Source organism: Marinobacter sp. H13, assembly GCF_059072335.1.
In genome coordinates this window covers 3,943,566-3,965,823 of the sequence record NZ_JCACRU010000001.1, presented here as the reverse complement: position 1 = coordinate 3,965,823, position 22,258 = coordinate 3,943,566, and the positions used below count along the sequence as shown (strand labels likewise).

Genomic DNA, 22,258 nt, shown 5'->3' with positions numbered 1-22,258 from the left:
TCGAGGTTAGATACCTTTGAGCTATTCCAGACTATTAACCTTGGGGCTGACATCCCTGCTGATCACCGGATGCGTTTCGCAAGCGAAAACACCCCCAACATTATCAGCTGACGCTTTTGACCCTTATGAATCTTCGCTTGCGAGTGCTCTTTACCAGTCTGAAGTCCGCTTTTTGGAAAGGCAGACCGCAGGTGACGCCTATGGCATGGCACGCACCGCGAAATCACGCTTGAATCTGGTTAAACGGCTTGAGGCAAACCCTCCGGAAGAAGACACCCGGGGTTTTGATCTTAAATCTGACCAGCGCCGGGCTGCTATTCTGACGTCTGTTCGCAACATGGTTGAGGCCGCCAACCGTATGGCTGCCGATGATGAAGACACGCTTCGCCGAATTGAACAGCTATCACCTCTAACGCCAGCTAAACGGTCCAATCTACTTGGCGGATTTACCGGCATCTTCGGCGGCCTGCGGGAAGTCAAAATGACCATAGGGCTGGAAGTACAAGCAACCCTCTCCCCCACTGAAAAAGACAGCATCAGATTACCTATTGATGGAAGTCAAGGCACAACGATCTACGCCCAACCTGCCGGCCATCAACACCCTGAAACAGCAGCCAAAATCACCATGAACATCTCGCGTTATGCCCAGAATGAAGAAAGTTGGAAAAGTGTCATTTGCCCGGAGACGACTGCAGCGCGGCTGCCTTGCTTTGTCCCACCAGGTGACCATTCTGAAATCGAAATCAGCCTGCAGAATAATGGTGATTCAGGGATTGATGTACTGGTTTTCATCAGTGGCAATGCCAAAACCGTGGCCACATCAATGGAACGACAACAAGCAAACCAACCCAATCGGTTAGGTGACGAGTAACCAACACTTCGCCAATAACAAGCAGAACTTGCGTATCAGCATACCCATCTTAGGGAGGGACAGTGCGAGCCAGAAATCCAATCGTTGTTGCTCTACTCATCAATATACTGGTGACCCTACTGGTTGCCTTGATTGCCGGGGTTACGGCCTACAGCGCGATCAACATTGCGGTTGAGCGATCAGTCAAAGAGGATGTATCTCGCGACATAGCGGTTATGCTGGAACGGGCGCCAGAGCGCGGCATCATTCCCGACATTACTATTTTAATGAAGAACATAGATATACGCCTATCGGGAGATGAAAGTGGGGAAAACGGCGCAGTCTATTTGCTGGCTAATTCCAATGGCGAAAAGATCATCGGCAATGCGGAACGAATGCCGAATCACCCGTCAGATTCCTGGATAGAACTGGATGGCGTAGACATTGGAATAGCCCCAGGCCCATTGCTTCTACACCGCGTTCATATTGAACCAGATTTTGCACTTGCCGTTGGCCGCCGCCTGAGTGCGCGAGAGTCATTGAATCATTGGTTTGTTCCAGTGATGATAGTGGCTGTTATTTTTCTCGGTCTTTGTAGCTCTCTTCTTTTGGGGAGCCTCAACCACCGCTTTCGTAGCAGAATTAGACGTATCAACTCCGTTTTTCATCGCGTTGAAGAAGGCGACCTATCTGCCCGAATTCTATCAACACCGGCAGGTCAGCCTGATGACCTTTCACGATTATCTGTCAATATTGACAAAGCCCTGGCCGAAGTCGAGCGCCTGCTGCGCGGTCTTGAATCCTACAGCCAGGTCGCAGCACACGAGCTTAATCACGCCATATCGAATCTTCGCAACCGCATAGTCGCCGCCGGCAATACCGAGATCGCTGCTGAAGCTGACCGGCTGATTGAACTTGTCACCCATATTCTGGAGCTTGCCAAAATCGAGGCGACTCCCGGCTTTGCCATGAAACCACTCAATCTTGAGAACATCGTACAATCGGCTATAACACTTTATGCTGAGGCATTTGAAGCAAGTGGCGTCACCTTGAAACAGGAAATATCATGCGAAACAGCAGAAATACTGGGCTCCAAGCCGCTTATTGAGAGCGCCCTGGTTAACCTCGTTTCAAATGCACTGAAACACGCACCATCAGGCTCAACAGTACTGATAAGTCTCAAGCGCGATGGTGAACGATTCTCGTTAAGTGTGCGTGACTATGGCTCCGGCGTTGAGGATACAACACTGGATGTGCTGGCAGCTTTAGGCCGCCGCCAGAATTCAGGCGGGCATGGATTTGGTCTGCGCCATGTGGAAGCCGTTGCGATCCGTCATGGCGCGAAGCTGTCGCTGGAAAAGGCTGAGCCAGGGCTCAGGGCTACCTTGCATTTCAACACGACGATAAGATCCTAACCAAAATGGTTAGGTGATATGCCAAGCGAAAGGGTGTAAAAATATGTGGGATTGCAAAAATTGGAATGGCTACTTATTAACGAGATTGAATGAAGACAGAATTTATCAGTAAATCTATATACGAATTTCTGACTTGGACCTAATCCAGGGAATTTCAACTATGCCTGCAGAAGAAATGCAAAACCGCGAAGCGTATATCATGAGCCAAGCTTATCAGGTTATCGCACAAATCGCGTTGGCAGCTGACCTCTTCGAGAATGACGACGTTCAGCGTGCGTTGGATTACTTTTCCACCAATGAATATCGGGAAGATTTTTTACCTTTCCCATCAACCCCAATGACACCCTCGAATGTAATCCCCCCAGAAAATAATCGAGGTTTTGAGTAGAGACTTTCACAACGATCGCAAAGGGAGCGACAGATGAAGAAGTCTCGATTCACCGATAGCCAAATCATGGCAATCCTCAAACAGCACGAAGCCGGAGTTCCGGTTGCTGAACTGGCTCGGGAGCACAATGTCAGCTCGGCGCTGATCTATCAGTGGCGCTCGAAATTCGGCGGCATGGACGCATCGATGATGAAGCGTCTTAAAGAGCTGGAAGCTGAGAATGCCCGCCTGAAAAAGATGTACGCCGAAGAGAGGCTCAAGGCTGAGCTTCGTCAGGAAGCCTTGGAGGGAAAGTTGTAAGGCCATCTCAGCGCCGGAAGATGGCCAGAAAGGGCGTGGCCAAGCACGGTCTCAGTATCCGGATGGCTTGCGTGGTATACGGTATCAGCGAGACCTGCTATCGCTACCAAGCGAAGCTCAGTGGCGAAAACGCTCTGGTGGCTGACTGGCTGTTACGACTTACCCAGACTCACAAACGCTGGGGCTTCGGTCTGTGTTTTCTGTATTTGCGCAACGTGAAGGGCGTTGCTTGGAACCACAAGCGTGTATATCGCATTTACCGGGCACTTGAGCTGAACCTGCGCATTCAGCCCAGGCGACGCATCCAGCGGGATTATCCGGGCGAGCTGGATGTTCCGACTGCGCCGAATCAAGTCTGGTCGATGGACTTCATGAGCGATCAGTTGGTCAGCGGTAAGACCTTCCGGACGTTCAACGTGATTGACGACTACAATCGGGAAGGCTTGGGGATTGAAGTCGATTTGTCGTTGCCCGCTCAGCGGGTGATTCGCGCCCTGGATCAGATCATTGAATGGCGCGGTAAGCCAGCGGCCATTCGCTGTGACAATGGGCCGGAGTATATCTCGCAGACTCTGGTGAGCTGGGCCCACACAAACCGGATCACGCTGATCTACATTCAGCCCGGTAAGCCCACGCAGAACGCTTATATTGAGCGTTTCAATCGAACTGCACGGCATGAATGGCTGGATTTACATCAATTCAACAGCGTGGCTCTTGCTCAACTATTAGCCACCCAGTGGCTCTGGCAATACAACAATGAGCGGCCAAATACGGCCATCGGAGGAATACCCCCGGCCAAGCTGTTAAAGGCAGCTTAACCCTCTACTCAAAAGGGCGGTTAAAAATGGGGGGATTACACTTCCGACCCATCTCTCCGCTTTACCTCCCATGGCCTGCTTAAAATAGACGACCCCATCATCAAAGAACCGGGCCTGGAGAGCGACCTGTACACGCCTTCAGTAAAAATCCAGTCATTATTGGGTTACGCCATGGTTCAGCCCTTGCATAATAACCGTGATTATTTTTTGTATTTCAATGACTTTATCAATGCCTATAGTGAGCGTTGCTCCAATTTTATCCAAAATAAAGTGCGCTACACTACTCGCGCAGATCAAGTCACCAGACAGGGTGGCTTTGAGGTCGGTCGCGTCAAAGGCCAAGAACATACCGTTTATATCGATGAGCGTTATCTGCCTTACTACAAGGCATACACCAAGCGGTTGAATAATATGCTTGCAGGTGACCTATTTCGATTATTGTCACGCGGTCAAAATAAAGAGGCCATTGCGAGTGGTATGTCTTTAATTAATCGCAAAAATGGCACCGTATGCATATTCCGGCCCATCGTGACCGCCCATTCCGTTTGAACGTGACCGCCTGTTCCGGGTGATCGTGACCGCTCATTCCGTTTTATCGTGACCGATTTTGGACGTTTTTCCGGAATCGCTGGTCACGATGCCGGAATCCCCGGTCACGTTCCTCCGGAATCATTGCCAACACGCTGGAATTCTTCAACTTTGTCCGGCATACCCCTTCCTTTTTCATCACGAGGAAGGGCGGATGCCGGCAGCGAGGATTTCCATGCGACAGATCATCGAGGTCTTGCGCCTCAAGTACGAAGCGGGCCTGAGCCATGAGCGCATTGCCCGTGCCTGCGGACTCTCCAAGGGCGTGGTCGGCAAGTATGTCAGCCTGGCCACCGCGCAGGGCATCACCTGGCCGTTGCCGGAAGGCACGGACGAGGCACGACTGGAAGCCCAGCTCTTCCCGGCCAAGACACCCCCATCTCGATTTGCTGAGCCCGACTACTTCCAGGTCCACCAGGAACTCAAGACCAAGGGCGTCACCCTGCAATTGCTCTGGGCTGAGTACGTCGAACGCCACGGCGACAAGGCCCGCCGGTACAGTCAGTTCTGCCATCACTACCGGCTCTGGCGCGGCCGGCAGCGGCGCAGCATGCGCCAGGTCCACCGGGCCGGCGAGAAGATCTTTATCGACTACTGCGGTCCCACCGTGCCGGTGGTGGACCGCAGCACCGGCGAGATGCGTAAGGCCCAGGTCTTTGTGGCTGTGCTGGGCGCGTCCAGTTATACCTTCGCCGAGGCCACCTGGAGCCAGAGCCTGCCGGACTGGATCGCCTCCCACCAGCGGATGCTGGCGTTCTACGGTGGTGTGCCGGAACTGCTGGTTCCGGACAATCTCAAGGCAGCGGTCACCAAGGCAGACCGATACACGCCCCAGCTCAACGAGACCTACGCGGAACTGGCAACCCATTACCAGACGGCGGTCTTACCGGCCCGCCCCTACAAGCCCAAGGATAAGGCGAAGGCCGAAGCCGCTGTGCTGCTGGTTGAACGCTGGATCCTGGCCCGGTTGCGTCACCGAACGTTCTTCTCACTGGCCGAACTGAACTCGGCGATTGCAGACCTGCTACCGGCACTGAACCAGCGCCCGTTCCAGGGGCGCTCCGAGAGCCGCCAGAGCCTGTTCGAAGCGCTGGACCGACCTGCACTCAGGCCACTGCCGGCAACGTCCTACGTCTACGCCGAGTGGCGCAAGGCACGACCGGGCATCGACTACCACATCGAGATCGACAAACGCCTGTACAGCGTGCCTCACGCCCTGGTGGGTGTGAAGCTGGATGTTCGGGTGACCGATACGTCCGTTGAGGTCATGCACAAAGGACAACGGGTAGCCCTGCATCCTCGCCACGGCAAGAGCCGCTTCGTGACCCTGACCGAGCACATGCCCAAGTCCCATCAGGCCCATCAGAACTGGTCACCGGGACGGTTCCTGAACTGGGCCAGTGACATCGGTCCCGCCACGCTCGACGTGGTACAGCGACAGCTTAAGGATCGCCCTCATCCGGAGCATGGCTACCGATCATGCCTGGGGCTGTTGAACCTGAGTCGACGTTACAGCCGTGACCGGTTGGAGCAGGCCTGTAGTCGAGCACTAGCTATCAACTCGGCCAGCTACCAGAGCATCAGCTCGATCCTGAAACAGGGGCTGGATCAGCTCCCGTTACCCCTGGCCGAGGAGGAGTCGGAACTGACAGAGCTGCCAGTACACACCAACGTTCGCGGCCCCCGCTACTACCACTGATCCCGGAGAAACTGATGTTGACTCAAAACACCCTCGACGCCCTGCGCCAACTCAAACTGACCGGCATGTGCGATGCCCTGGAACAGCAGCGGGCACAGCCCGACACCCACGACCTGGCGTTCGAGGAACGCCTGGCCTTACTGATCGACCGGGAGGTGCTGCACCGGGAAAACCGCCGCCTGGAACGGCTGCTGAAGGCGGCCCGGTTGCGGGTCTCGGCCTGCGTGGAAGACATCGATTACCGCCACCCGAGAGGGCTGGAGCGCTCCCGTATGGCGGGGCTGGCCAGCTGTGACTGGATCCGCCAGTCCCTGAACCTGTGCATCACCGGGCCTACCGGTTGCGGCAAGACCTGGCTGGCGTGCGCCCTGGGCAACCAGGCCTGCCGGCAGGGGCTCTCAGTCCGTTACTTGCGGGTACCGCGCCTGTTCGAACAGCTGCGCATCGCCCACGGCGATGGCAGTTACGCCCGCCTGATGAACCAACTGTTGAAAACCGACCTGCTGATCCTGGATGACTGGGGGATGCAGAAGGTCACCGTGCAACAACGACAGGATCTGATGGAAGTGATTGAGGATCGGCACGGAAGAGGCTCAACCCTGATCGCTAGTCAGTTACCAACCGAACACTGGCACGACTACATCGGCTCCGCCACACTCGCAGACGCCATTCTGGACCGGCTTCTGCACGGCGCTCACCGACTCAATCTAAAAGGAGAATCACTAAGAAAAGCCAAGGCACAAAACACGGAATCGGTTGACCCATCGTGACCGCTCAGAGTACAAAACTGACTCCAGCGTGATGGCCGTGTGCAAACCGGTCACGATCCCCGGAATGACCGGTCACGTTCGCCGGAATACGCAAGTGCCGGCGAATGACTCAGCCGCCACGGGCCGTGGGCTGATTTCGCAGTGTTCCAGGCCAATTTGACCGAGACGCCCCGCTTTCTCAGCTCACGATACCCCTTTCGGCCCCATTGCTTCCACACGTAACTTCTCATTCTCCGCCGTATCCACTTGTCCAGGTCCCGCAGCGGGCTCAGTACTTCGGCTGCGTCGAAGTACGCTTTCCAACCAAGCAGGGTGTCTTTTAAGTCTGCGATCACCCGGGCTAATGAGTGGCCCCGTGTTCGGCGGCTCAGTATCCGGATCTGGGTTTTCAGCTTGGTGATGGCTTTGTCAGCCACTTTCAATCGCTGCCCTTTCCGGCTGAGGGTGAAGCCCAGGAAGCTGCGCTTCCAGGGCCGGTCTACCGCGCTCTTTCGTGTATTCACTGTGAGCCTCAGTGAGTCCTCGATAAGGCGCGTCAGACTCACCATCACCCGCTCGCCTGCGCGGTGACTGCCCACGTAGATCTGGCAGTCATCCGCGTAGCGAGCGAAGCGCAGGTTGCGCCGGTCCAGCTCCCAATCCAGTTCGTCCAGCACCACATTCGCCAACACCGGGGACAGTGGCCCGCCTTGCGGCACGCCCTCGGGGGTCGGAGCTTTGCGGTTGTCGATCTGAACGCCTGCCTTCAGGTACCGGTTGACCAGCCTGAGCATCGGCCTGTCCGGCGTATGCCGTTTCAGCCGTGCCATCAGCCGATCATGATTTACCCGATCGAAGAAGGCTTCCAGGTCCAGATCCACTATCCAGTTACGGCCTTCCCGAGCGCAATGCTGTCCGTATCGGACCGCATGATGCGCAGAGCGTCCCGGACGGAAGCCATAGCTGTGTGGATGGAAGCGGGGTTCCCAGTCCTGCTGGATAACCTGAGCGATTGCTTGCTGGATAAAGCGATCCAGCACCGTTGGAATACCCAGAGGGCGGGAACCGCCGTTGGCTTTGGGGATGGTGACCCGCCGGACCGGTTTTGGTCGGTAGGTCTGCTGGAGCAACTGCTGCCGAATCTCCGGCCAGTGTTGGCGCAGATAATCTGGCAGCTCATCCACGGTCATGCCGTCGATGCCCGGCGCTCCCTTGTTACGTCGAACCTGTTTCAGGGCGCGATTGAGGTTGTCCCTGCTCAATACACGCGCCATCCACGGTGAAGGTTGAACGGAGTGCGAGTCTTCCCGGTTTCCGGCAACGGGTTCATCCCCTGGTTGCTCCAGGGGCAGCGCAAGCTGCTTTGCGGATGCCATCCCGTTTCCCTGCACGGACTCTCGACTCCTGTCTCTGTTCGGGCCTTCAGTTCACGGGCGAACCTACTATGCCCTCGGCTGATTTCTGCCACGCGATCAGAAGCGATCGCTCGTCTCTCAGTGGGTCCGTCCACACGTGGCAGACCTCCCGGGGTAAGGCACAGAGCTTTCACGGCGTGAACGCCCGATTTATAAAGTACACCCCAATCGCAGAAGGAGGGCTTCGCGGTCACGTGCCCACTCGCCCCGGGTGTACCACACCTCGTATCGGGTTCCTGTTCGTCGCCCCGCCGCTTTGGATTGAGCTTCCTCCAGACCCCACCTCACGATGACGCCCTTGCCCTTCTCCTAGCCTTCGGCTCTGCGAACACCTGGCAGGAGGACTTTCACCTCCCTAGTTCTGTGCCATGCCCGGCACACACGCTGATGCACACCGGCGCCATGCCAATGGCGTCCGGTGCTGTGACTTGTTAGTGATTTTTTAGCCATCGTTCACTCTCTGCGACAATCTCCGATTTGATCTCCTGGATACCTCCATCTCTTTTGGAGTATTCCAAATCATCAACGGCGAAGTACAGGCCATACAGGACGTCCACTCCAATGGCATCACCAACGTAATGCTTCACATCTTTGTGGAGATCGAAGCGTTTAATGTCTTTCCATAGAACCGACAGTTCGAGAAGCGGCTCTACCGTGCCAGCTGCAATTAACTCAAGGTGGTAACGGACAAGCTGAATAATGGCATCTTCGAAACTTGGCACCGGATATCCCAAATCCCTGACGGCCAATTCGAAAAGAGGTGCAATGGTATTCCAACTTTTTGGGGTCTCATCCAGAATAGCTACAAGGTAGTCAGAATAGGCACCTTCCATTAGTGTGCTGTCTGCATACTCGACAAGATCCTCGGTGCCTAGTCCCCCAGCAACATACCTAGCGATGACAATTGGATCGGAGCTGGACACATCAAAACTCACTAACGCCGTTGTTCAGCGGTGCCCTTGTAGCGCAGCGAAAAGGGCATCCGGTGGAGGGCCGTCAGGCCCGGAACGAACTGGAACACTTGGTTAGATTTATTGGATCCTACCGCCTGAAACATGGGCCGCGAAACCTTCCCTCGCTTCCTGTGTTATGCCGGATAGATCTTTGGCCGGGACTCGCTCAACTTCAATCCCCATGGCCTCAGCGACTTTGACCAGATCATCCGCGTGGTACTCAGTCGCTATGAACAATTTTTGGGGTCTTGAGCCAGATTGGCCTTCAGCGTCGGCCAACAATTTCCGTGACAGGAATTCCGGCAAACCAGACATGCTTACCTGAACAAGCTCCATGCCAAAGATCATCCCCGTTGCCACCTCCATGATGGCCATAGCGTTGAAATCTCCATCGGCCTCCGTCATCACCGGTGCTTCGTTCAATTGGCAACGTACTCTCCTGATTCTTTTAAATCTAACGCCCGGCTCACGCGCCGGTTTGGAGCCGCCAAGCGGCGGAAAATCGGTCGCTGTGCAGCCGTTGGTTATGTTTCATCATCACCGAGTTCAGACACCCGCAATAACTGGCTACTGCGACGCACGGTCAAAATATCAACCTGATCTTTGACGCTGTAAACAACCCGATACGTTCCGGATATCAGCTCCCTGATGCGAGGCGACCCCACCTCGGGAACCATACGTCCACTTTTAGGAAAATCAGCTAACCGCTCTACCGTGGAAAATAACCCATCAACCCACTTTACCGCAGCATCTGGTTTGTCTTCTGCAATGTACCGAGCTATATCCTCAACACGCTCCAGCGCAAGCGGAGACCAAACAATCTTCATCGGGCCAGACCACTCAGAACCCGAGCCTTCGCGTCTTCATGCACAATACCATCCCCGGAGGCTATTTGTTCTTCCGCCTTATACACCTCTTCTAGTATTTCCAGACGTTCTTGCATCTTCTCGTACTCGTGAACATCCAGCAGTACAGCAACGCCACGACCTCTTTGGGTCAGCACCATAGGACGACGGTTGTCATGGAGTTGCTTTACAAATGTGGCTACCCCTGCCCGAAATTCAGACAGAGGGCGGATATCTTCATCTACTCGGACCCTTGACATAAAAAGCACCTCAGTACATTTAAGTGTACATTAAAGAGTACGATTTTGCCTGGCGAAGAGCAAGGTGCTTAGGGGGAGGAACATAACGCCCTTGTTTAGCGGCGCACATGTAGCGCAGCGAAATGGGCGTCCGGTGTAGGGCCGCGAGGCCCGAAACGTACTACAACTATTTGTTAAAGGCTTTTGCAGTAAGCGCTCGGTAGCCACTACAACACCGACGATATTGTCTGAAAGACGCTCACAACTGTCAGGAACCCGCCAATGACGATCAGTCGTCTTTGAGAGAGATCGATGCCCTGAATCAGAACAAAGGTTCCGACCAAGCCGCTGAAAAAGCCTCCGCTAAACTGGGCACCACCAACCGCATAAACAAACACCAAGTAAACCACTGCCAGCAAATACAGCAATACTCGTAACGGCTTAAACTCAAAACGCTTGTAGTAGGCTTGGTCTTCTGGAGAAAGATCTTCCTTGTTCACCGGGAACTCCCTTTAGCCTTTAACGCCTGCATAAACGGCGGCTTTTGCGCAGCGAAGCGGAGAAAAAGCCGTCCGGTGGAGGCCCATCGGGCCGGAACGAATTTGATGCACTTGTTACAAGCTTACTCAAAAACCGGCCTCATAAAACTGCGCTCACAGCTTAGTACACAACGAGTTTCTTCGGCGTATTTGAATGCGGCTTGGCAATCGGAGTCTTTGAACGAGGCTTCACGGTATTTTTCGTAGGCTGCCAAAGACTCGAAGGTGAATAACGCGATAGCAATATTGTTGGCACCCTCGGACGGCAGAAAATACCCATGATGCTGACCGCCGAATTTCTGGACCAAGGGTATCCACATTTTCGAGTAGCGCTCGAACTCGGCGGCTTTGTAGGGATCTATAACGTACTTTAAGTAGCAGGTAACCACTTGAACTACCTTTCAGTTGACCTTGTAACGCCAACGTTTAGCGGCGCCCATGTAGCGCAGCGAAATGGGCGTCCGGTGGAGGGCCAAAGGCCCGGAACGAACTACAACGACTGGTTATGCTTTTAAATCTGAGCTTAACGTGAGGTGGTAAATTTCTATTCGCTACGGAAACGCGCCTCAAATGCCTTTGACCCCATGCCAAGCGATACTGAAAAATAAACAAAAGCTAAAAGAGAGGCTAAAGCGTAATCCTCAGAAAATATCGTTTTCCCGACAGCAATCGCCATCACCGCAGTAAATATTCTTACCCATGGCCTCGAAACGAGGACTCCACCACAAGTCTTGCACTGATAATCCTTTACTACATAAGGCCGGATGGAGAGTTTGGCATGACAATTCGGGCACTTCATAAAAGTCCTTAGCAAAATTTGACTCGCAACTCAAGCAACCGAATTACCCTCTCCTAATCAATCGGCAGCGGTCACGAAAGTTCCCCGTTAGTATTTTGTGCATAACGCTGGCGTAACGGGCCGATTTGTGGAGCGGCAGCGGAACAAAGCGGTCCCGTTGACGCGCTTGGTTATGTGGTGACTTACTCCCAACCTCAACCGATGACGGACAATTACCAGCCATCAATCGGTATACCGTGCTTCTCAATATAATCTCGACTGTCACGATTATAGCGTTCAGTGATTTCACGGTAATGCTCTGGGTGTGTTTCTATTTCTGAGGCCTCGTAACGCCCCACCTCAATCGCATTTTCCGCGCCGTTCATGATCCAGACAACCACCGTGCCGCCCGGCGCCAGACCAAACGTCAGGTCGTTGAGAGGCATGTCAAAGGTTTTACCGTAGCGTTCAATCGGAGCGATTTCTTTCATTTTCTCCTCAATCTCGCGGGCATTCTCAAGCTGGATCAACGCCCGGTAAGATTGCTGCTCAGCAAACGAGAACCACTTGATGAGCACAAGCCCCGGCATTGCCTGCCACTCCGCGTTTTTGCCCGACGGATGTTTCCAACAGCAGGTGATTATCCCGATAGGTGCCCGCCAACCGATTTCCCCCGATACCGATTCCAGGATAAAGGTCTCAACCCACGCATCGTAGTGCTGAGGTACGACAACGGAGATACTTCGGTAAGTAGGGTCTGGGCCATACGCTGGTCCTTCCGATTTGCTCTGATCCGAACACCCCAGTAGCACCAGAACACAGAAGCTAATGGCAAGCGTTTTAACACTCATGGTATTGCCCCTCACTCCATTGCCCTTTATTCGGATGGACAGTTCGACGGCCATACTTGCCGGGCTTGAAAGGGTACAACGGGCCAAGCTGCAGATAGTGATCGGAATGATGAATATATCGCTGTTTCAGTAGCGCGTTAGATTCCGGAGTCATCAATAGCGGGCTGCCATGCCAGACGTGGGCCGCGAGATTTCTGGCGATAGTCATTAGTTCCGGCGGCAAAACCAGCTGAGGGCTTTCCGTAGGTATAGGATCGAATGGCACACCAGCATCCACCGCCAATTTGTGCATCAGATACAGCGGAATACGGGAGTACTCACTAAGAACCTCGCGGTCCAGCCAAAGGCGAAGCGTAATGTCGCCACCACGCAAACCGGGTGGGCGTTCCTGTTCAATTTCAAGTGTGGCGAGTGGGTTCAGTGGCCCGATCCAACCCTCGTGTTTGATCAGCGCACGTTCCTGCAACATGCGGGAGAATTCAAAACTGGCTTCGGGATTGCGGCGATCCTTTCCTTTGACAACCAAGGGCGGACGAACTTCAACCCGTTCTCGAAAGCGATCCGGGTAACCGCCGCCAATATCAGAGTGAACACCCGGAAGCACCCATTCGCTGAAGTGCTCCGGCAAATCGCCGGATTCACCTCGCAGGCTGTTCAGTGAGAAGTTGTGCCGGCGCTCATCCCGCGCGGCAAACTGAACCACCCGTTCAGCATCCTCCGGCCGCAGGTTGACGTTGATGCGTCCGGTTTCTGCATCGTGTGCAGAGAAGTCCAAATTGCCGAGATCGGCAATCCCCGCAACGGTATCGAAAAGACCTACAAAGCGAACGGTGATCTTCTTCGCCCAGGGTATGCCCTGCTGTTTAAACGCGGCGGCCAGCGCACCGCCTTCATCCTGAACTTCCCGGCTGATGAAATGGCGGGCCGTAGCCGCGCCACGGCTGAAGCCGAAAACGTCAAGCACGAGTTCGTCGATGGGGTCACTCACAAAACGGATGATATCAGCCGCCAGCGCCTCGCTGCCTTGGTCAATTTTCTTGAGTATGCCTTGCTCACCAAGTCCAAGCCCCATGCTGGGACCATCATCCGATTCGCCGGACTTGGTGCCAACACCGGAAACGTAGGTCGAGATGCGGTGAGCTTCCTTCCATTCCTCACTCTGGAATTGACCCTGCTGATACATTCGCTCCAGCTTGGAGACATTGGTTTCCGCACTGAGGTAACTGCCTTCCATCACCTGCGACAGTTCGGCACTGCACTCGTCCTCGGAGATGGCCCCAGCCGCATTGGCCGTAAGACAATCGTCCATCTGTCGCTGGTACGTCTGTGTGTTATCGCGGTTGTTGCCGGTGCCATCGAAAAAGATGCCAGCCTCCACCCGGACCTTAGGACGGTTCTCTTCTTCGGGCGAATCCTCTGGCGATTCGTCAGAAACACCTTCGTCAATCAACGCGCCTTTCTGCGCAGCTTTGCGCACAAACTCCTGCGGATCTTTGTCCAGCAACTCTTTGGCGGCAGGGGTAAGCTGGCCTTTGTCATCCAGCGCACCAGCCATGGCGAAGTCCACAACCGGTGCCGTATTCGTGGCGACACCCAAAATCACTCGTGGATTACCGCTGACAATGGAACCACCATGACTGGTGGGGCTGCCAAGGTATGCCACCGGCATACCATCGGCTAACGCCAACGGGTAGCCTTGAGTAATAACCGCACCACAGCCGGTGACATCACCAACGCGAGCGATAGGTTTACCTTCAACAAGGATGCTGGAGCCGTTTGGCATGATGGGGGAAGAGCCGTGCCCTTTGATCGGGCAAACGTGCATATCGCCGACGCAGGCGGCAATCAGATTGCTCATGGTGAGAGTTCCTTTCTGTGATAAGTAGCGTCCTGGCTATCCGTGATTAAACATTGTTCAAAACCGGCAATTTTAGCATGGTTGGCACCACATAACGCCCGCCATCACCGGTGACAAAACCAGAGCGAAGCGGAGGTTTTGGCATCCGGTGCATGGCCTGGTTATGCAGCATGTAGCGGCTTGATCCGATCCACTTCTTCCTTGACCGACTGAGCGGCGGTCCAAAGATCAACAGATCGCTGCGCATTCAGCCAGAATTCCGGCGAATTACCAAACAAACGTGCAAGCCTAAGCGCCATTTCAGGGCTGACAGCACGACGCTCGCGCAGTAATTCATTAACTGACTGGCGAGAGACACCCAGAGACTCAGCCAACCCCGAAACAGTCAGGCCATAGTCCGGAAGAAAATCCTCCCTCAGCATTTCGCCAGGATGAGTCGGTTTGCGCTGCATACCGGCAGTATTAAGAATAGCCATAGTCATCCCCTCACTCAGTGGTAGTCACACACCTCGACTTCATACGCATCGCCATCTTCAAAACGAAAACAGATACGCCACTGATCATTTATTGAAATTGCATGCTGCCCCTGCCTGTCTCCCGACAGCGGGTGAAGGCGATTGCCAGGCGGCACTTTCAAATCCTCTAACTGTACGGCCAGATCCACGTATTCAAGTTTTCTAGCGGCTCTCGATGCAACATCCGCAGGAAATTTCTTTGACTTGCCCTTGGAGTAAAGTTCTTGGGTTCGTTTGTCAGCAAAGGATTTGATCATGAAACGAAGTGTATTGCGTCACGTGACGCTTGTCAATATGGCCTGAGAATTACTGCATAATCGGGATAGGGAGGCACCTCACGATGCCCCTCCTCCCACATCACCGGGCATACGGATCACGTACCACGGCGATTCAGTGACTTGATTCAACCCGTTACCGCACTGCCAGTTCCGGCAGTCCATAGCTCCGGAACAACCGGGCCGGTAAGGCTTCCCGCAGGGCCGGCGAATGACTCAGCCGCCACGGGCCGTGGGCTGATTTCGCGGTGTTCCAGGCCAATCTGACCGGGACACCCCGCTTTCTCAGCTCACGATACCCCCTTCGGCCCCATTGCTTCCACACGTAACTTCTCATTCTCCGCCGTATCCACTTGTCCAGGTCCCGCAGCGGGCTCAGTACTTCGGCTGCGTCGAAGTACGCTTTCCAACCAAGCAGGGTCTCTTTCAGATCTGCGATCACCCGGGCCAGTGAGTGGCCCCGTGTTCGGCGGCTCAGTAGCCGGATCTGGGTTTTCAGCTTGGTGATGGCTTTGTCAGCCACTTTCAATCGCTGCCCTTTCCGGCTGAGGGTGAAGCCCAGGAAGCTGCGCTTCCAGGGCCGGTCTACCGCGCTCTTTCGTGTATTCACTGTGAGCCTCAGCGAGTCCTCGATAAAGCGCGTCAGACTCACCATCACCCGCTCGCCTGCGCGGTGACTGCCCACGTAGATCTGGCAGTCATCCGCGTAGCGGGCGAAGCGCAGGTTGCGCCGGTCCAGCTCCCAATCCAGTTCATCCAGCATCACATTCGCCAACACCGGGGACAGTGGCCCGCCTTGTGGTACGCCCTCGGGTGTTGGTGTTTTGCGGCTGTCGATCTGTACACCTGCCTTCAGGTACCGGTTGATCAACCTGAGCATCGGCCTGTCCGGCGTGTGCCGTTTCAGACGTGCCATCAGGCGATCATGGTTTACCCGGTCAAAGAAGGCTTCCAGGTCCAGATCCACCACCCAGTTGCGACCTTCCCGGGCGCAGCGCTGTCCGTATCGGACCGCTTGATGCGCAGAGCGTCCCGGACGGAAGCCGTAGCTGTGTGGGTGGAAGCGCGGTTCCCAGTCCTGCTGGATAACCTGAGCGATTGCTTGCTGGATAAAGCGATCCAGCACCGTTGGAATGCCCAGAGGGCGGGAACCGCCGTTGGCTTTGGGGATGGTAACCCGCCGGACCGGTTTTGGTCGGTAGGTCTGCTGGAGCAGTTGCTGCCGGATCTCGGGCCAGTGTTGGCGCAGATAATCCGGCAACTCATCCACGGTCATGCCGTCGATGCCCGGCGCTCCCTTGTTACGTCGAACCTGTTTCAGGGCGCGATTGAGGTTGTCCCTGCTCAACACACGCGCCATCCACGGTGAGGGTTGAACGGAGTGCGAGCCTTCCCGGTTTCCGGCAACGGGTTCATCCCCTGGAGACTCCAGGGGCAGCGCTAGCTGCTTTGCGGATGCCATCCCGTTTCCCTGCACGGACTCTCGACTCCTGTCTCTGTTCGGGCCTTCGGTTCACGGGCGAACCTACTATGCCCTCTGCTGATTTCTGCCACGCGATCAGAGACGATCGCTCGTCTCTGAGTGGGTCCGTCCACACGTGGCAGACCTCCCGGGGTAAGGCACAGAGCTTTCACGACGTGAACGCCCGATTTATAAAGTACACCCCAGTCGCAGAAGGAGGGCTTCGCGGTCACGTGCCCGCTCGCCCCGGATGTACCACACCTCGTATCGGGTTCCTGTTCGTCGTCCCGCCGCTTTGGATTGGGCTTCCTTCAGACCCCACCTCGCGATGACGCCCTTGCCCTTCTCCTAGCCTTCGGCTCTGCGAACACCTGGCAGGAGGACTTTCACCTCCCTAGTTCTGTGCCATGCCCGGCACACACGCTGAGCTTAGCGGCGCCCTGACAAGGGCGTCCGGTGGAGGGCCATTGGCCCGGAACAACCTTAATGGCCTGGTTAGGTGTTCCCCAAAGTTTGCGGCTATTTTTTGTAGGCATAGTAGGTTTTTACTGCCTTTTTATCGCCATTTTCGACGGTTACTCGTAGCATTCCGTCGTCGATCGATATGTTTCCACAGGTACAACAGTGGCAACCGCCCTTTTCCAGCAGATCTTTACAAATGGGGCACTCTAAGTAATGGCCCGACCAGCCCTTTTCAGTTGGTCCCTGTGAACAAAACTCGACTCTAAAGTTGCTAGAAAGCTCATCTAGTGTCGTGCGCCCTGGGAATTTCACATTTACACCTAACGCCTGCATAAACGGCGGCTTTTGCGCAGCGAAGCGGAGAAAAAGCCGTCCGGTGGAGGCCCATCGGGCCGGAACGAATTTGATGCACTTGTTACAAGCTTACTCAAAAACCGGCCTCATAAAACTGCGCTCACAGCTTAGTACACAACGAGTTTCTTCGGCGTATTTGAATGCGGCTTGGCAATCGGAGTCTTTGAACGAGGCTTCACGGTATTTTTCGTAGGCTGCCAAAGACTCGAAGGTGAATAACGCGATAGCAATATTGTTGGCACCCTCGGACGGCAGAAAATACCCATGATGCTGACCGCCGAATTTCTGGACCAAGGGTATCCACATTTTCGAGTAGCGCTCGAACTCGGCGGCTTTGTAGGGATCTATAACGTACTTTAAGTAGCAGGTAACCACTTGAACTACCTTTCAGTTGACCTTGTAACGCTGAATGTTAAGCGGCGCCTGCGGAGCGCAGCGTAGTAGGCGTCCGGCGGACGGCCGCCAGGCCGGTAGCGAACTTGAACGATTGGTTATACATAAGGCTACCACCCCCACCAATGCCAAACCTTGGCTATGCCGCGCCAGACACCCCCGAGAATAGACGGAAACAGTTTCGGGAGCAGCAACGCCAACACCGCGAAAACTACGATGCAGGAAATAAGGTAACGACTGCTGAGAAAGCCATCCCAGTAGACGGCCAACTCCAAATTGACCCAGAGCCAAACGAATACTGCCGTTGGGATAGAGAAAAACAGCGATGCAAAAAGGCTGATCAACCTTGTTTCAATCGGCCCATCTTGGCCGCGATTCCTTGCCATGATCTATGAACATTCCTTGTGTATAACGCTGAAATAAGCGGCGGCCCGACAGGGGCGTCCGGTGGAGGCCGAAGGCCGGAACGAACTTGATTGACTTGTTACAGGGCATTGGTCAGCTCCTGAATTTGGCGCCTACGCAGGGCTTCGTAGTCTCCGAAAACCTGATGGAAACGATCCTTTCTTACGAAGGGAAACTGGAGATGGTAGTGACGGCTAAAGCCCTGTACGTGACAAGTTTCTTTGCCGTAGATCGGGTTTTCGTCACACCACTCATTGTTAACGCCACGCACGGTAGCTCTGTAAACACTAATGGTTTGATCTTTGATATCCACGATGTAGGTGGCAAACGCACCTTTGATAAGGAGATAACCTTTGCATGACGACTGCTCAACGAACTTTGAGTGATCGGTTTGTCCAATCATGACCGGGACATCCCTAAACGTCTCAATTTCACCGAAATTCGTTTTGATCGTCATGCCGTAGGCATCACAACCCATCCGGAACTCTCCGAGAGGGTTGAGCTCAATATGCTCGACTACCGCTTCCCTTCTCATGACCTGCTTTGCAATTCCCTGTAACGCTGAGGTAACCGGCGCCGGAGCGCAGCGGAGGGAACCAAAAGCGGTACGCTTTTGGCGTCCGGTTGACCGACTGGTTAAGGGCCGGTTACCCGTTGTTTTGTATTGGCACTCAATGCTGAATGCCCACTCCGGATACTTTGTACCAACTTGACTCATGCCGCCAGGAACCAGAGCACCGTATGAGAGGATTTCCTCCAGGGAATGCGCCGGATTGCCCCCCGACCTAAACTTCTGATTGGCCGCCAAAACCGTTGCCAGACTGAGGGCTGTTTTCTGCCTGCAGGCAACCACCCAAGCCGCGGCAAAACACCAAACCCAAGAACACCGGAGTAAGGCCTTTAACGCCTGCGGTAACCGGTGCCGGAGCGCAGCGGAGGGAACCAAAAGCGCCCCGCTTTTGGCGTCCGGTTGACCGCCTGGTTATACGTTTTCACCCAAGGCCTGTTTCATCAGGACAAATGCTTGGTCCAAGCACTCGCCAGCTTTTGAGTCATAGTAAGTATTTGACTCAAGCATCATGCGAAGAATGGAGTACAGACCATTCTTGTGGGATGGGATGATGCTGCCCATACCTTGAATGCGACTAATCAGTTTCTCAGTATCTTTAACCGAGCCATCTAAACCCTCAGATTTCAAGATAGGCACAGCTTTACTTAGCTGATCAACTATCTCTTCAAATTGTGGTTGTCTGGTAGACATGCTCAATTCTTCTTTTACGTATAACGCCGCTCAGCATGCGCGGCTGCGGAATGGAGGCGAAGCCGCAATGTAGTAGGCGTCGCCGTGACTGGCTTGGTTATATCAGATATACAAGTCGTCATCCCGACGAAACTCTAACAACCCATGCCCGACATAGATTTTTTGACAAGATGGGCATTTGTAAAGCTGCTTGGGGTCGTTGACAACAAGTATGTGATACCCCAAACAAACGAGCACTCCAAATACACTCACGACGCTTTGAAAAACGGCAGCAAGCGCAACGCTGAGAATCAGCAGCAAGAGAGAGCGTTGGCTCCGGCTGTCTCCGGTCCATGTAAAAGCCCCAAAGGGATAGCCCACGTACGGGGCAGCATTGAGCTTCACGGTGCCCGCCTTGACTAGCTTTGTGCTACACCTCTTACACCGGAGCATAATTTTTCATTCGGATATAACGCTTTTGTTTAGCGGCGACTACGGAGCGCAGCGTAGTAGGCGTCCGGTGTAGGGCCGTCGGCCCGGAACGTACTACAACTACTGGTTAGAAGCCGGTTCACCCGTTGGTTTCCAGCCCTGCTTCTCGGCTTGCATGCGAACGCCAAAGAAGCCCCGCATCGGCTCGTGATCCGGCACCGATACTAACCACCAAACTACCCGTCCCGAGCAAATTTTGCGGTGAACAGCCCCACAACCTGGGCACCCTGCCGATAACCCGAAAGATGCCAACGCTGGTTTCCAAATTGGGCGACAGAGTTGCTGGCCTTGGCAACGATGCGAAACCAAAAGCTACCACCGAATTTGCCGCCAAGGCCCATGCACCCAGCTACTATAAAAATGACCGATGCCTTGGCTTATAACGCTAAGGTAACCGGCGCCGGAGCGCAGCGGAGGGAACCAAAAGCGGTACGCTTTTGGCGTCCGGTTGACCGCCTGGTTAATGGCCGTTCACCACCGCGGTTGAGTCTGGAATCAAAGGCCGCATGCCCTCTCCCGGACAACTTGCACCAACTCAACGGATGCGACAGGGACCAGAACGCAAAAGCCGCCGGCCCGATTACCGTTTAAGACGGACGGCCCCGAGACTGGGGCACGCCATGAATACCAATACCGCAGACTATTTTGGCAACCAAACCCGACAGCGAATTTTCCGGCCTTGGCGATCACCAGCATGAGCGGGCTTTGCACCAAACCTGATGCCAAGGCCTTTGCACCGCACCAGCCAAAAACGCAAAAGCGCCTGGCCGTTAACGCCTTGGTAAGCTGCCCCGCCAGGGGTCAGCTTGAACAATTTGTTATGCATTTTTCCACAATATTACTGAATCTGATTTTTTACTCATTGGATCGCCATACTGTAACCTGATACGCTCTCCAAGAGATTTGTCTACGTCAATCATTAGGACAACTTTACTATCAAAGCTACAGGTTTCTAGGTAGATCCATAGCGATCCTGCTTGGTCTTGGACATGTAACGGTTGCAGACCCAATATACTTTCTGGTAGATCCGCTAAATCAATACTTTTAATTCCTTCTTGGCTCAAAAGCTTTTGGGAGTCCTCAAAAATTGATTTCAATTCGCCTTGATTGAGATTCATAGTTTTTTGAACTATATCAGAACCTTCATTGCAGGAGTCATCAACTCCACACCCTTGGAGTAATAGACTTACAACAAAAGCAACATATATATGCCTCAAGCTCTAATACTCCTAATGCATAACGCTGAAATAAGCGGCGGCCCGACAGGGGCGTCCGGTGGAGGCCGAAGGCCGGAACGAACTTGATTGACTTGTTACAGGGCATTGGTCAGCTCCTGAATTTGGCGCCTACGCAGGGCTTCGTAGTCTCCGAAAACCTGATGGAAACGATCCTTTCTTACGAAGGGAAACTGGAGATGGTAGTGACGGCTAAAGCCCTGTACGTGACAAGTTTCTTTGCCGTAGATCGGGTTTTCGTCACACCACTCATTGTTAACGCCACGCACGGTAGCTCTGTAAACACTAATGGTTTGATCTTTGATATCCACGATGTAGGTGGCAAACGCACCTTTGATAAGGAGATAACCTTTGCATGACGACTGCTCAACGAACTTTGAGTGATCGGTTTGTCCAATCATGACCGGGACATCCCTAAACGTCTCAATTTCACCGAAATTCGTTTTGATCGTCATGCCGTAGGCATCACAACCCATCCGGAACTCTCCGAGAGGGTTGAGCTCAATATGCTCGACTACCGCTTCCCTTCTCATGACCTGCTTTGCAATTCCCTGTAACGCGAAGCTAAGCGGCGCCCTGACAAGGGCGTCCGGTGGACGGCCGTCAGGCCGGGAACAAACTTAAGCGACTGGTTAGCTGGGGGTAACTGAGGAACCTGATCCCTGGCAAACAACACGACGGCCTGCTCCATTGCCCTTGCACCGACACCTGCCAATGCAACGTGATTAAAACCACCGCCATTGATGCGGTGAATGAACCTGAACTTCAGAGTAGCAGATCGCGATTCAGTTTTCGGCGGATTGCCCCGCACGGTGAACACCGAGTTTGATACTTACCCAATATTCCGATTGAGCTGACAGCAAGACCGCGAGTTTTAACGGCCTTGGCGCAACTCCGAAAGTACCAGTTTTGCTACCCGCTTGCGGCCAAGGCCCAATGGCACCGAACCACCCAAAAGCCCCAAGGCACTACCAGCTAACGCTGCGCACAACGGCGCCCTGACAAGGGCGTCCGGCGGCCGCAGGCCGCGTATTGATGCGCCTGGTTAAGGGCCGTTCACCCGATTACTTATTTTGGCACCCAATGCTGAATGCCCACTCTCCCTGTACTGTGTACTAACTTGATCCATGGCGCCAGGAA

The 22,258-nt window shown here is 54.2% G+C and carries 24 protein-coding genes and 1 pseudogene; 7 read left to right on the top strand and 18 right to left on the bottom strand.

Annotated features, from left to right (window positions below):
- Nucleotides 1-16 precede the first annotated feature (16 nt).
- From AC5JQH_RS18495 to istB, 7 genes are all read left to right on the top strand, one after another.
- Entirely contained in the window at nt 17-871 is an 855-nt protein-coding gene (locus tag AC5JQH_RS18495) for a hypothetical protein (RefSeq protein WP_493805824.1), read from the top strand.
- A 62-nt stretch (nt 872-933) separates the two neighbouring features.
- On the top strand, nt 934-2,265 hold the full coding sequence (locus tag AC5JQH_RS18490) for a sensor histidine kinase (protein WP_493805823.1): 1,332 nt from the start codon (nt 934-936) through the stop codon (nt 2,263-2,265).
- A 160-nt stretch (nt 2,266-2,425) separates the two neighbouring features.
- Nucleotides 2,426-2,653, top strand: coding sequence for a hypothetical protein (locus AC5JQH_RS18485; RefSeq protein ID WP_493805822.1), 228 nt, complete (start codon nt 2,426-2,428; stop codon nt 2,651-2,653).
- A 33-nt stretch (nt 2,654-2,686) separates the two neighbouring features.
- Nucleotides 2,687-3,771, top strand: a protein-coding gene (locus tag AC5JQH_RS18480) for an IS3 family transposase (protein ID WP_493805821.1) whose coding sequence is annotated in 2 segments (ribosomal slippage) — nt 2,687-2,948 and nt 2,948-3,771 — 1,086 coding nt in all. Because the reading frame shifts where the segments join, the coding sequence is not laid out codon by codon here.
- 171 nt (nt 3,772-3,942) lie between these two features.
- On the top strand, nt 3,943-4,320 hold the full coding sequence (locus AC5JQH_RS18475; RefSeq protein WP_493805820.1) for a hypothetical protein: 378 nt from the start codon (nt 3,943-3,945) through the stop codon (nt 4,318-4,320).
- 193 nt (nt 4,321-4,513) lie between these two features.
- Entirely contained in the window at nt 4,514-6,058 is a 1,545-nt protein-coding gene (gene istA, locus AC5JQH_RS18470; protein ID WP_011786424.1) for an IS21 family transposase, read from the top strand.
- A gap of 14 nt (nt 6,059-6,072) precedes the next feature.
- A complete protein-coding gene (gene istB, locus AC5JQH_RS18465) occupies nt 6,073-6,828 on the top strand; it encodes an IS21-like element helper ATPase IstB (protein WP_011786423.1) in 756 nt (251 codons plus the stop codon).
- A 50-nt stretch (nt 6,829-6,878) separates the two neighbouring features.
- On the opposite strand, the gene ltrA (AC5JQH_RS18460) is transcribed toward istB, so the two are convergent.
- The 18 genes and pseudogenes from ltrA (AC5JQH_RS18460) to AC5JQH_RS18375 form a co-directional block, all read right to left on the bottom strand.
- Nucleotides 6,879-8,183, bottom strand: coding sequence for a group II intron reverse transcriptase/maturase (gene ltrA / locus AC5JQH_RS18460; protein WP_405419182.1), 1,305 nt, complete (start codon nt 8,181-8,183; stop codon nt 6,879-6,881).
- 470 nt (nt 8,184-8,653) lie between these two features.
- Nucleotides 8,654-9,145 (bottom strand): hypothetical protein, encoded by a 492-nt coding sequence (locus tag AC5JQH_RS18455; RefSeq protein WP_430417040.1) that lies wholly within the window; start codon nt 9,143-9,145, stop codon nt 8,654-8,656.
- Between the two features lie 108 nt (nt 9,146-9,253).
- A complete protein-coding gene (locus AC5JQH_RS18450; RefSeq protein WP_449288392.1) occupies nt 9,254-9,598 on the bottom strand; it encodes a DUF6930 domain-containing protein in 345 nt (114 codons plus the stop codon).
- A gap of 101 nt (nt 9,599-9,699) precedes the next feature.
- Complete coding sequence (locus AC5JQH_RS18445) at nt 9,700-10,002, bottom strand: type II toxin-antitoxin system RelE/ParE family toxin (protein ID WP_405419176.1); 303 nt, start codon at nt 10,000-10,002, stop codon at nt 9,700-9,702.
- A complete protein-coding gene (locus AC5JQH_RS18440) occupies nt 9,999-10,280 on the bottom strand; it encodes a type II toxin-antitoxin system Phd/YefM family antitoxin (protein WP_405419173.1) in 282 nt (93 codons plus the stop codon). The genes AC5JQH_RS18445 and AC5JQH_RS18440 overlap by 4 nt, the downstream gene beginning before the upstream one ends.
- Nucleotides 10,281-10,486: 206 nt before the next feature.
- Nucleotides 10,487-10,759, bottom strand: a complete 273-nt coding sequence (locus AC5JQH_RS18435; RefSeq protein ID WP_286893498.1) for a hypothetical protein — start codon at nt 10,757-10,759, stop codon at nt 10,487-10,489.
- A gap of 122 nt (nt 10,760-10,881) precedes the next feature.
- Complete coding sequence (locus AC5JQH_RS18430; RefSeq protein WP_138441980.1) at nt 10,882-11,187, bottom strand: NIPSNAP family protein; 306 nt, start codon at nt 11,185-11,187, stop codon at nt 10,882-10,884.
- Between the two features lie 622 nt (nt 11,188-11,809).
- The gene (locus AC5JQH_RS18425; protein WP_075267703.1) at nt 11,810-12,427 is read right to left on the bottom strand and encodes a DUF2931 family protein; all 618 of its coding nucleotides are present in this window, start codon (nt 12,425-12,427) and stop codon (nt 11,810-11,812) included.
- Complete coding sequence (locus tag AC5JQH_RS18420) at nt 12,417-13,982, bottom strand: DUF2235 domain-containing protein (RefSeq protein WP_273045867.1); 1,566 nt, start codon at nt 13,980-13,982, stop codon at nt 12,417-12,419. Before AC5JQH_RS18420 ends, AC5JQH_RS18425 begins: the two co-directional genes overlap by 11 nt.
- Before the next feature lie 156 nt (nt 13,983-14,138).
- A pseudogene (locus tag AC5JQH_RS18415) lies at nt 14,139-14,297 on the bottom strand (PAAR domain-containing protein); the annotation flags it as partial.
- 149 nt (nt 14,298-14,446) lie between these two features.
- A complete protein-coding gene (locus tag AC5JQH_RS18410) occupies nt 14,447-14,767 on the bottom strand; it encodes a helix-turn-helix transcriptional regulator (protein ID WP_493805811.1) in 321 nt (106 codons plus the stop codon).
- An 8-nt stretch (nt 14,768-14,775) separates the two neighbouring features.
- Nucleotides 14,776-15,057 (bottom strand): type II toxin-antitoxin system RelE/ParE family toxin, encoded by a 282-nt coding sequence (locus tag AC5JQH_RS18405; protein ID WP_008174260.1) that lies wholly within the window; start codon nt 15,055-15,057, stop codon nt 14,776-14,778.
- Nucleotides 15,058-15,211: 154 nt separating this feature from the next.
- On the bottom strand, nt 15,212-16,537 hold the full coding sequence (gene ltrA, locus AC5JQH_RS18400; RefSeq protein WP_405418922.1) for a group II intron reverse transcriptase/maturase: 1,326 nt from the start codon (nt 16,535-16,537) through the stop codon (nt 15,212-15,214).
- Nucleotides 16,538-17,422: 885 nt separating this feature from the next.
- Nucleotides 17,423-17,728, bottom strand: a complete 306-nt coding sequence (locus AC5JQH_RS18395; RefSeq protein ID WP_138441980.1) for an NIPSNAP family protein — start codon at nt 17,726-17,728, stop codon at nt 17,423-17,425.
- A 502-nt stretch (nt 17,729-18,230) separates the two neighbouring features.
- Nucleotides 18,231-18,959, bottom strand: a complete 729-nt coding sequence (locus tag AC5JQH_RS18390) for a hypothetical protein (RefSeq protein WP_493792076.1) — start codon at nt 18,957-18,959, stop codon at nt 18,231-18,233.
- A gap of 174 nt (nt 18,960-19,133) precedes the next feature.
- Nucleotides 19,134-19,412 carry a hypothetical protein gene (locus AC5JQH_RS18385; RefSeq protein ID WP_273155930.1) on the bottom strand — a complete coding sequence of 93 codons (279 nt, stop codon included), beginning with the start codon at nt 19,410-19,412 and terminating at the stop codon, nt 19,134-19,136.
- Between the two features lie 1,289 nt (nt 19,413-20,701).
- Nucleotides 20,702-21,100 (bottom strand): hypothetical protein, encoded by a 399-nt coding sequence (locus tag AC5JQH_RS18380; RefSeq protein WP_493805819.1) that lies wholly within the window; start codon nt 21,098-21,100, stop codon nt 20,702-20,704.
- A 95-nt stretch (nt 21,101-21,195) separates the two neighbouring features.
- Entirely contained in the window at nt 21,196-21,651 is a 456-nt protein-coding gene (locus AC5JQH_RS18375; protein WP_058342149.1) for a hypothetical protein, read from the bottom strand.
- Nucleotides 21,652-22,258 lie beyond the last annotated feature (607 nt).

What these genes read in the sequence shown, in the direction of transcription:
- AC5JQH_RS18410 (WP_493805811.1), bottom strand. Translation starts at nt 14,767, where the DNA reads ATGACTATGGCTATTCTTAATACTGCCGGTATGCAGCGCAAACCGACT.
- ltrA (WP_405419182.1), bottom strand. Translation starts at nt 8,183, where the DNA reads ATGGCATCCGCAAAGCAGCTTGCGCTGCCCCTGGAGCAACCAGGGGAT.
- AC5JQH_RS18405 (WP_008174260.1), bottom strand. Translation starts at nt 15,057, where the DNA reads ATGATCAAATCCTTTGCTGACAAACGAACCCAAGAACTTTACTCCAAG.
- AC5JQH_RS18445 (WP_405419176.1), bottom strand. Translation starts at nt 10,002, where the DNA reads ATGAAGATTGTTTGGTCTCCGCTTGCGCTGGAGCGTGTTGAGGATATA.
- AC5JQH_RS18425 (WP_075267703.1), bottom strand. Translation starts at nt 12,427, where the DNA reads ATGAGTGTTAAAACGCTTGCCATTAGCTTCTGTGTTCTGGTGCTACTG.
- AC5JQH_RS18375 (WP_058342149.1), bottom strand. Translation starts at nt 21,651, where the DNA reads ATGAGAAGGGAAGCGGTAGTCGAGCATATTGAGCTCAACCCTCTCGGA.
- ltrA (WP_405418922.1), bottom strand. Translation starts at nt 16,537, where the DNA reads ATGGCATCCGCAAAGCAGCTAGCGCTGCCCCTGGAGTCTCCAGGGGAT.
- AC5JQH_RS18420 (WP_273045867.1), bottom strand. Translation starts at nt 13,982, where the DNA reads ATGGCTGGTGCGCTGGATGACAAAGGCCAGCTTACCCCTGCCGCCAAA.
- AC5JQH_RS18485 (WP_493805822.1), top strand. Translation starts at nt 2,426, where the DNA reads ATGCCTGCAGAAGAAATGCAAAACCGCGAAGCGTATATCATGAGCCAA.
- istB (WP_011786423.1), top strand. Translation starts at nt 6,073, where the DNA reads ATGTTGACTCAAAACACCCTCGACGCCCTGCGCCAACTCAAACTGACC.
- AC5JQH_RS18440 (WP_405419173.1), bottom strand. Translation starts at nt 10,280, where the DNA reads ATGTCAAGGGTCCGAGTAGATGAAGATATCCGCCCTCTGTCTGAATTT.
- AC5JQH_RS18385 (WP_273155930.1), bottom strand. Translation starts at nt 19,412, where the DNA reads ATGTCTACCAGACAACCACAATTTGAAGAGATAGTTGATCAGCTAAGT.
- istA (WP_011786424.1), top strand. Translation starts at nt 4,514, where the DNA reads ATGCCGGCAGCGAGGATTTCCATGCGACAGATCATCGAGGTCTTGCGC.
- AC5JQH_RS18475 (WP_493805820.1), top strand. Translation starts at nt 3,943, where the DNA reads ATGGTTCAGCCCTTGCATAATAACCGTGATTATTTTTTGTATTTCAAT.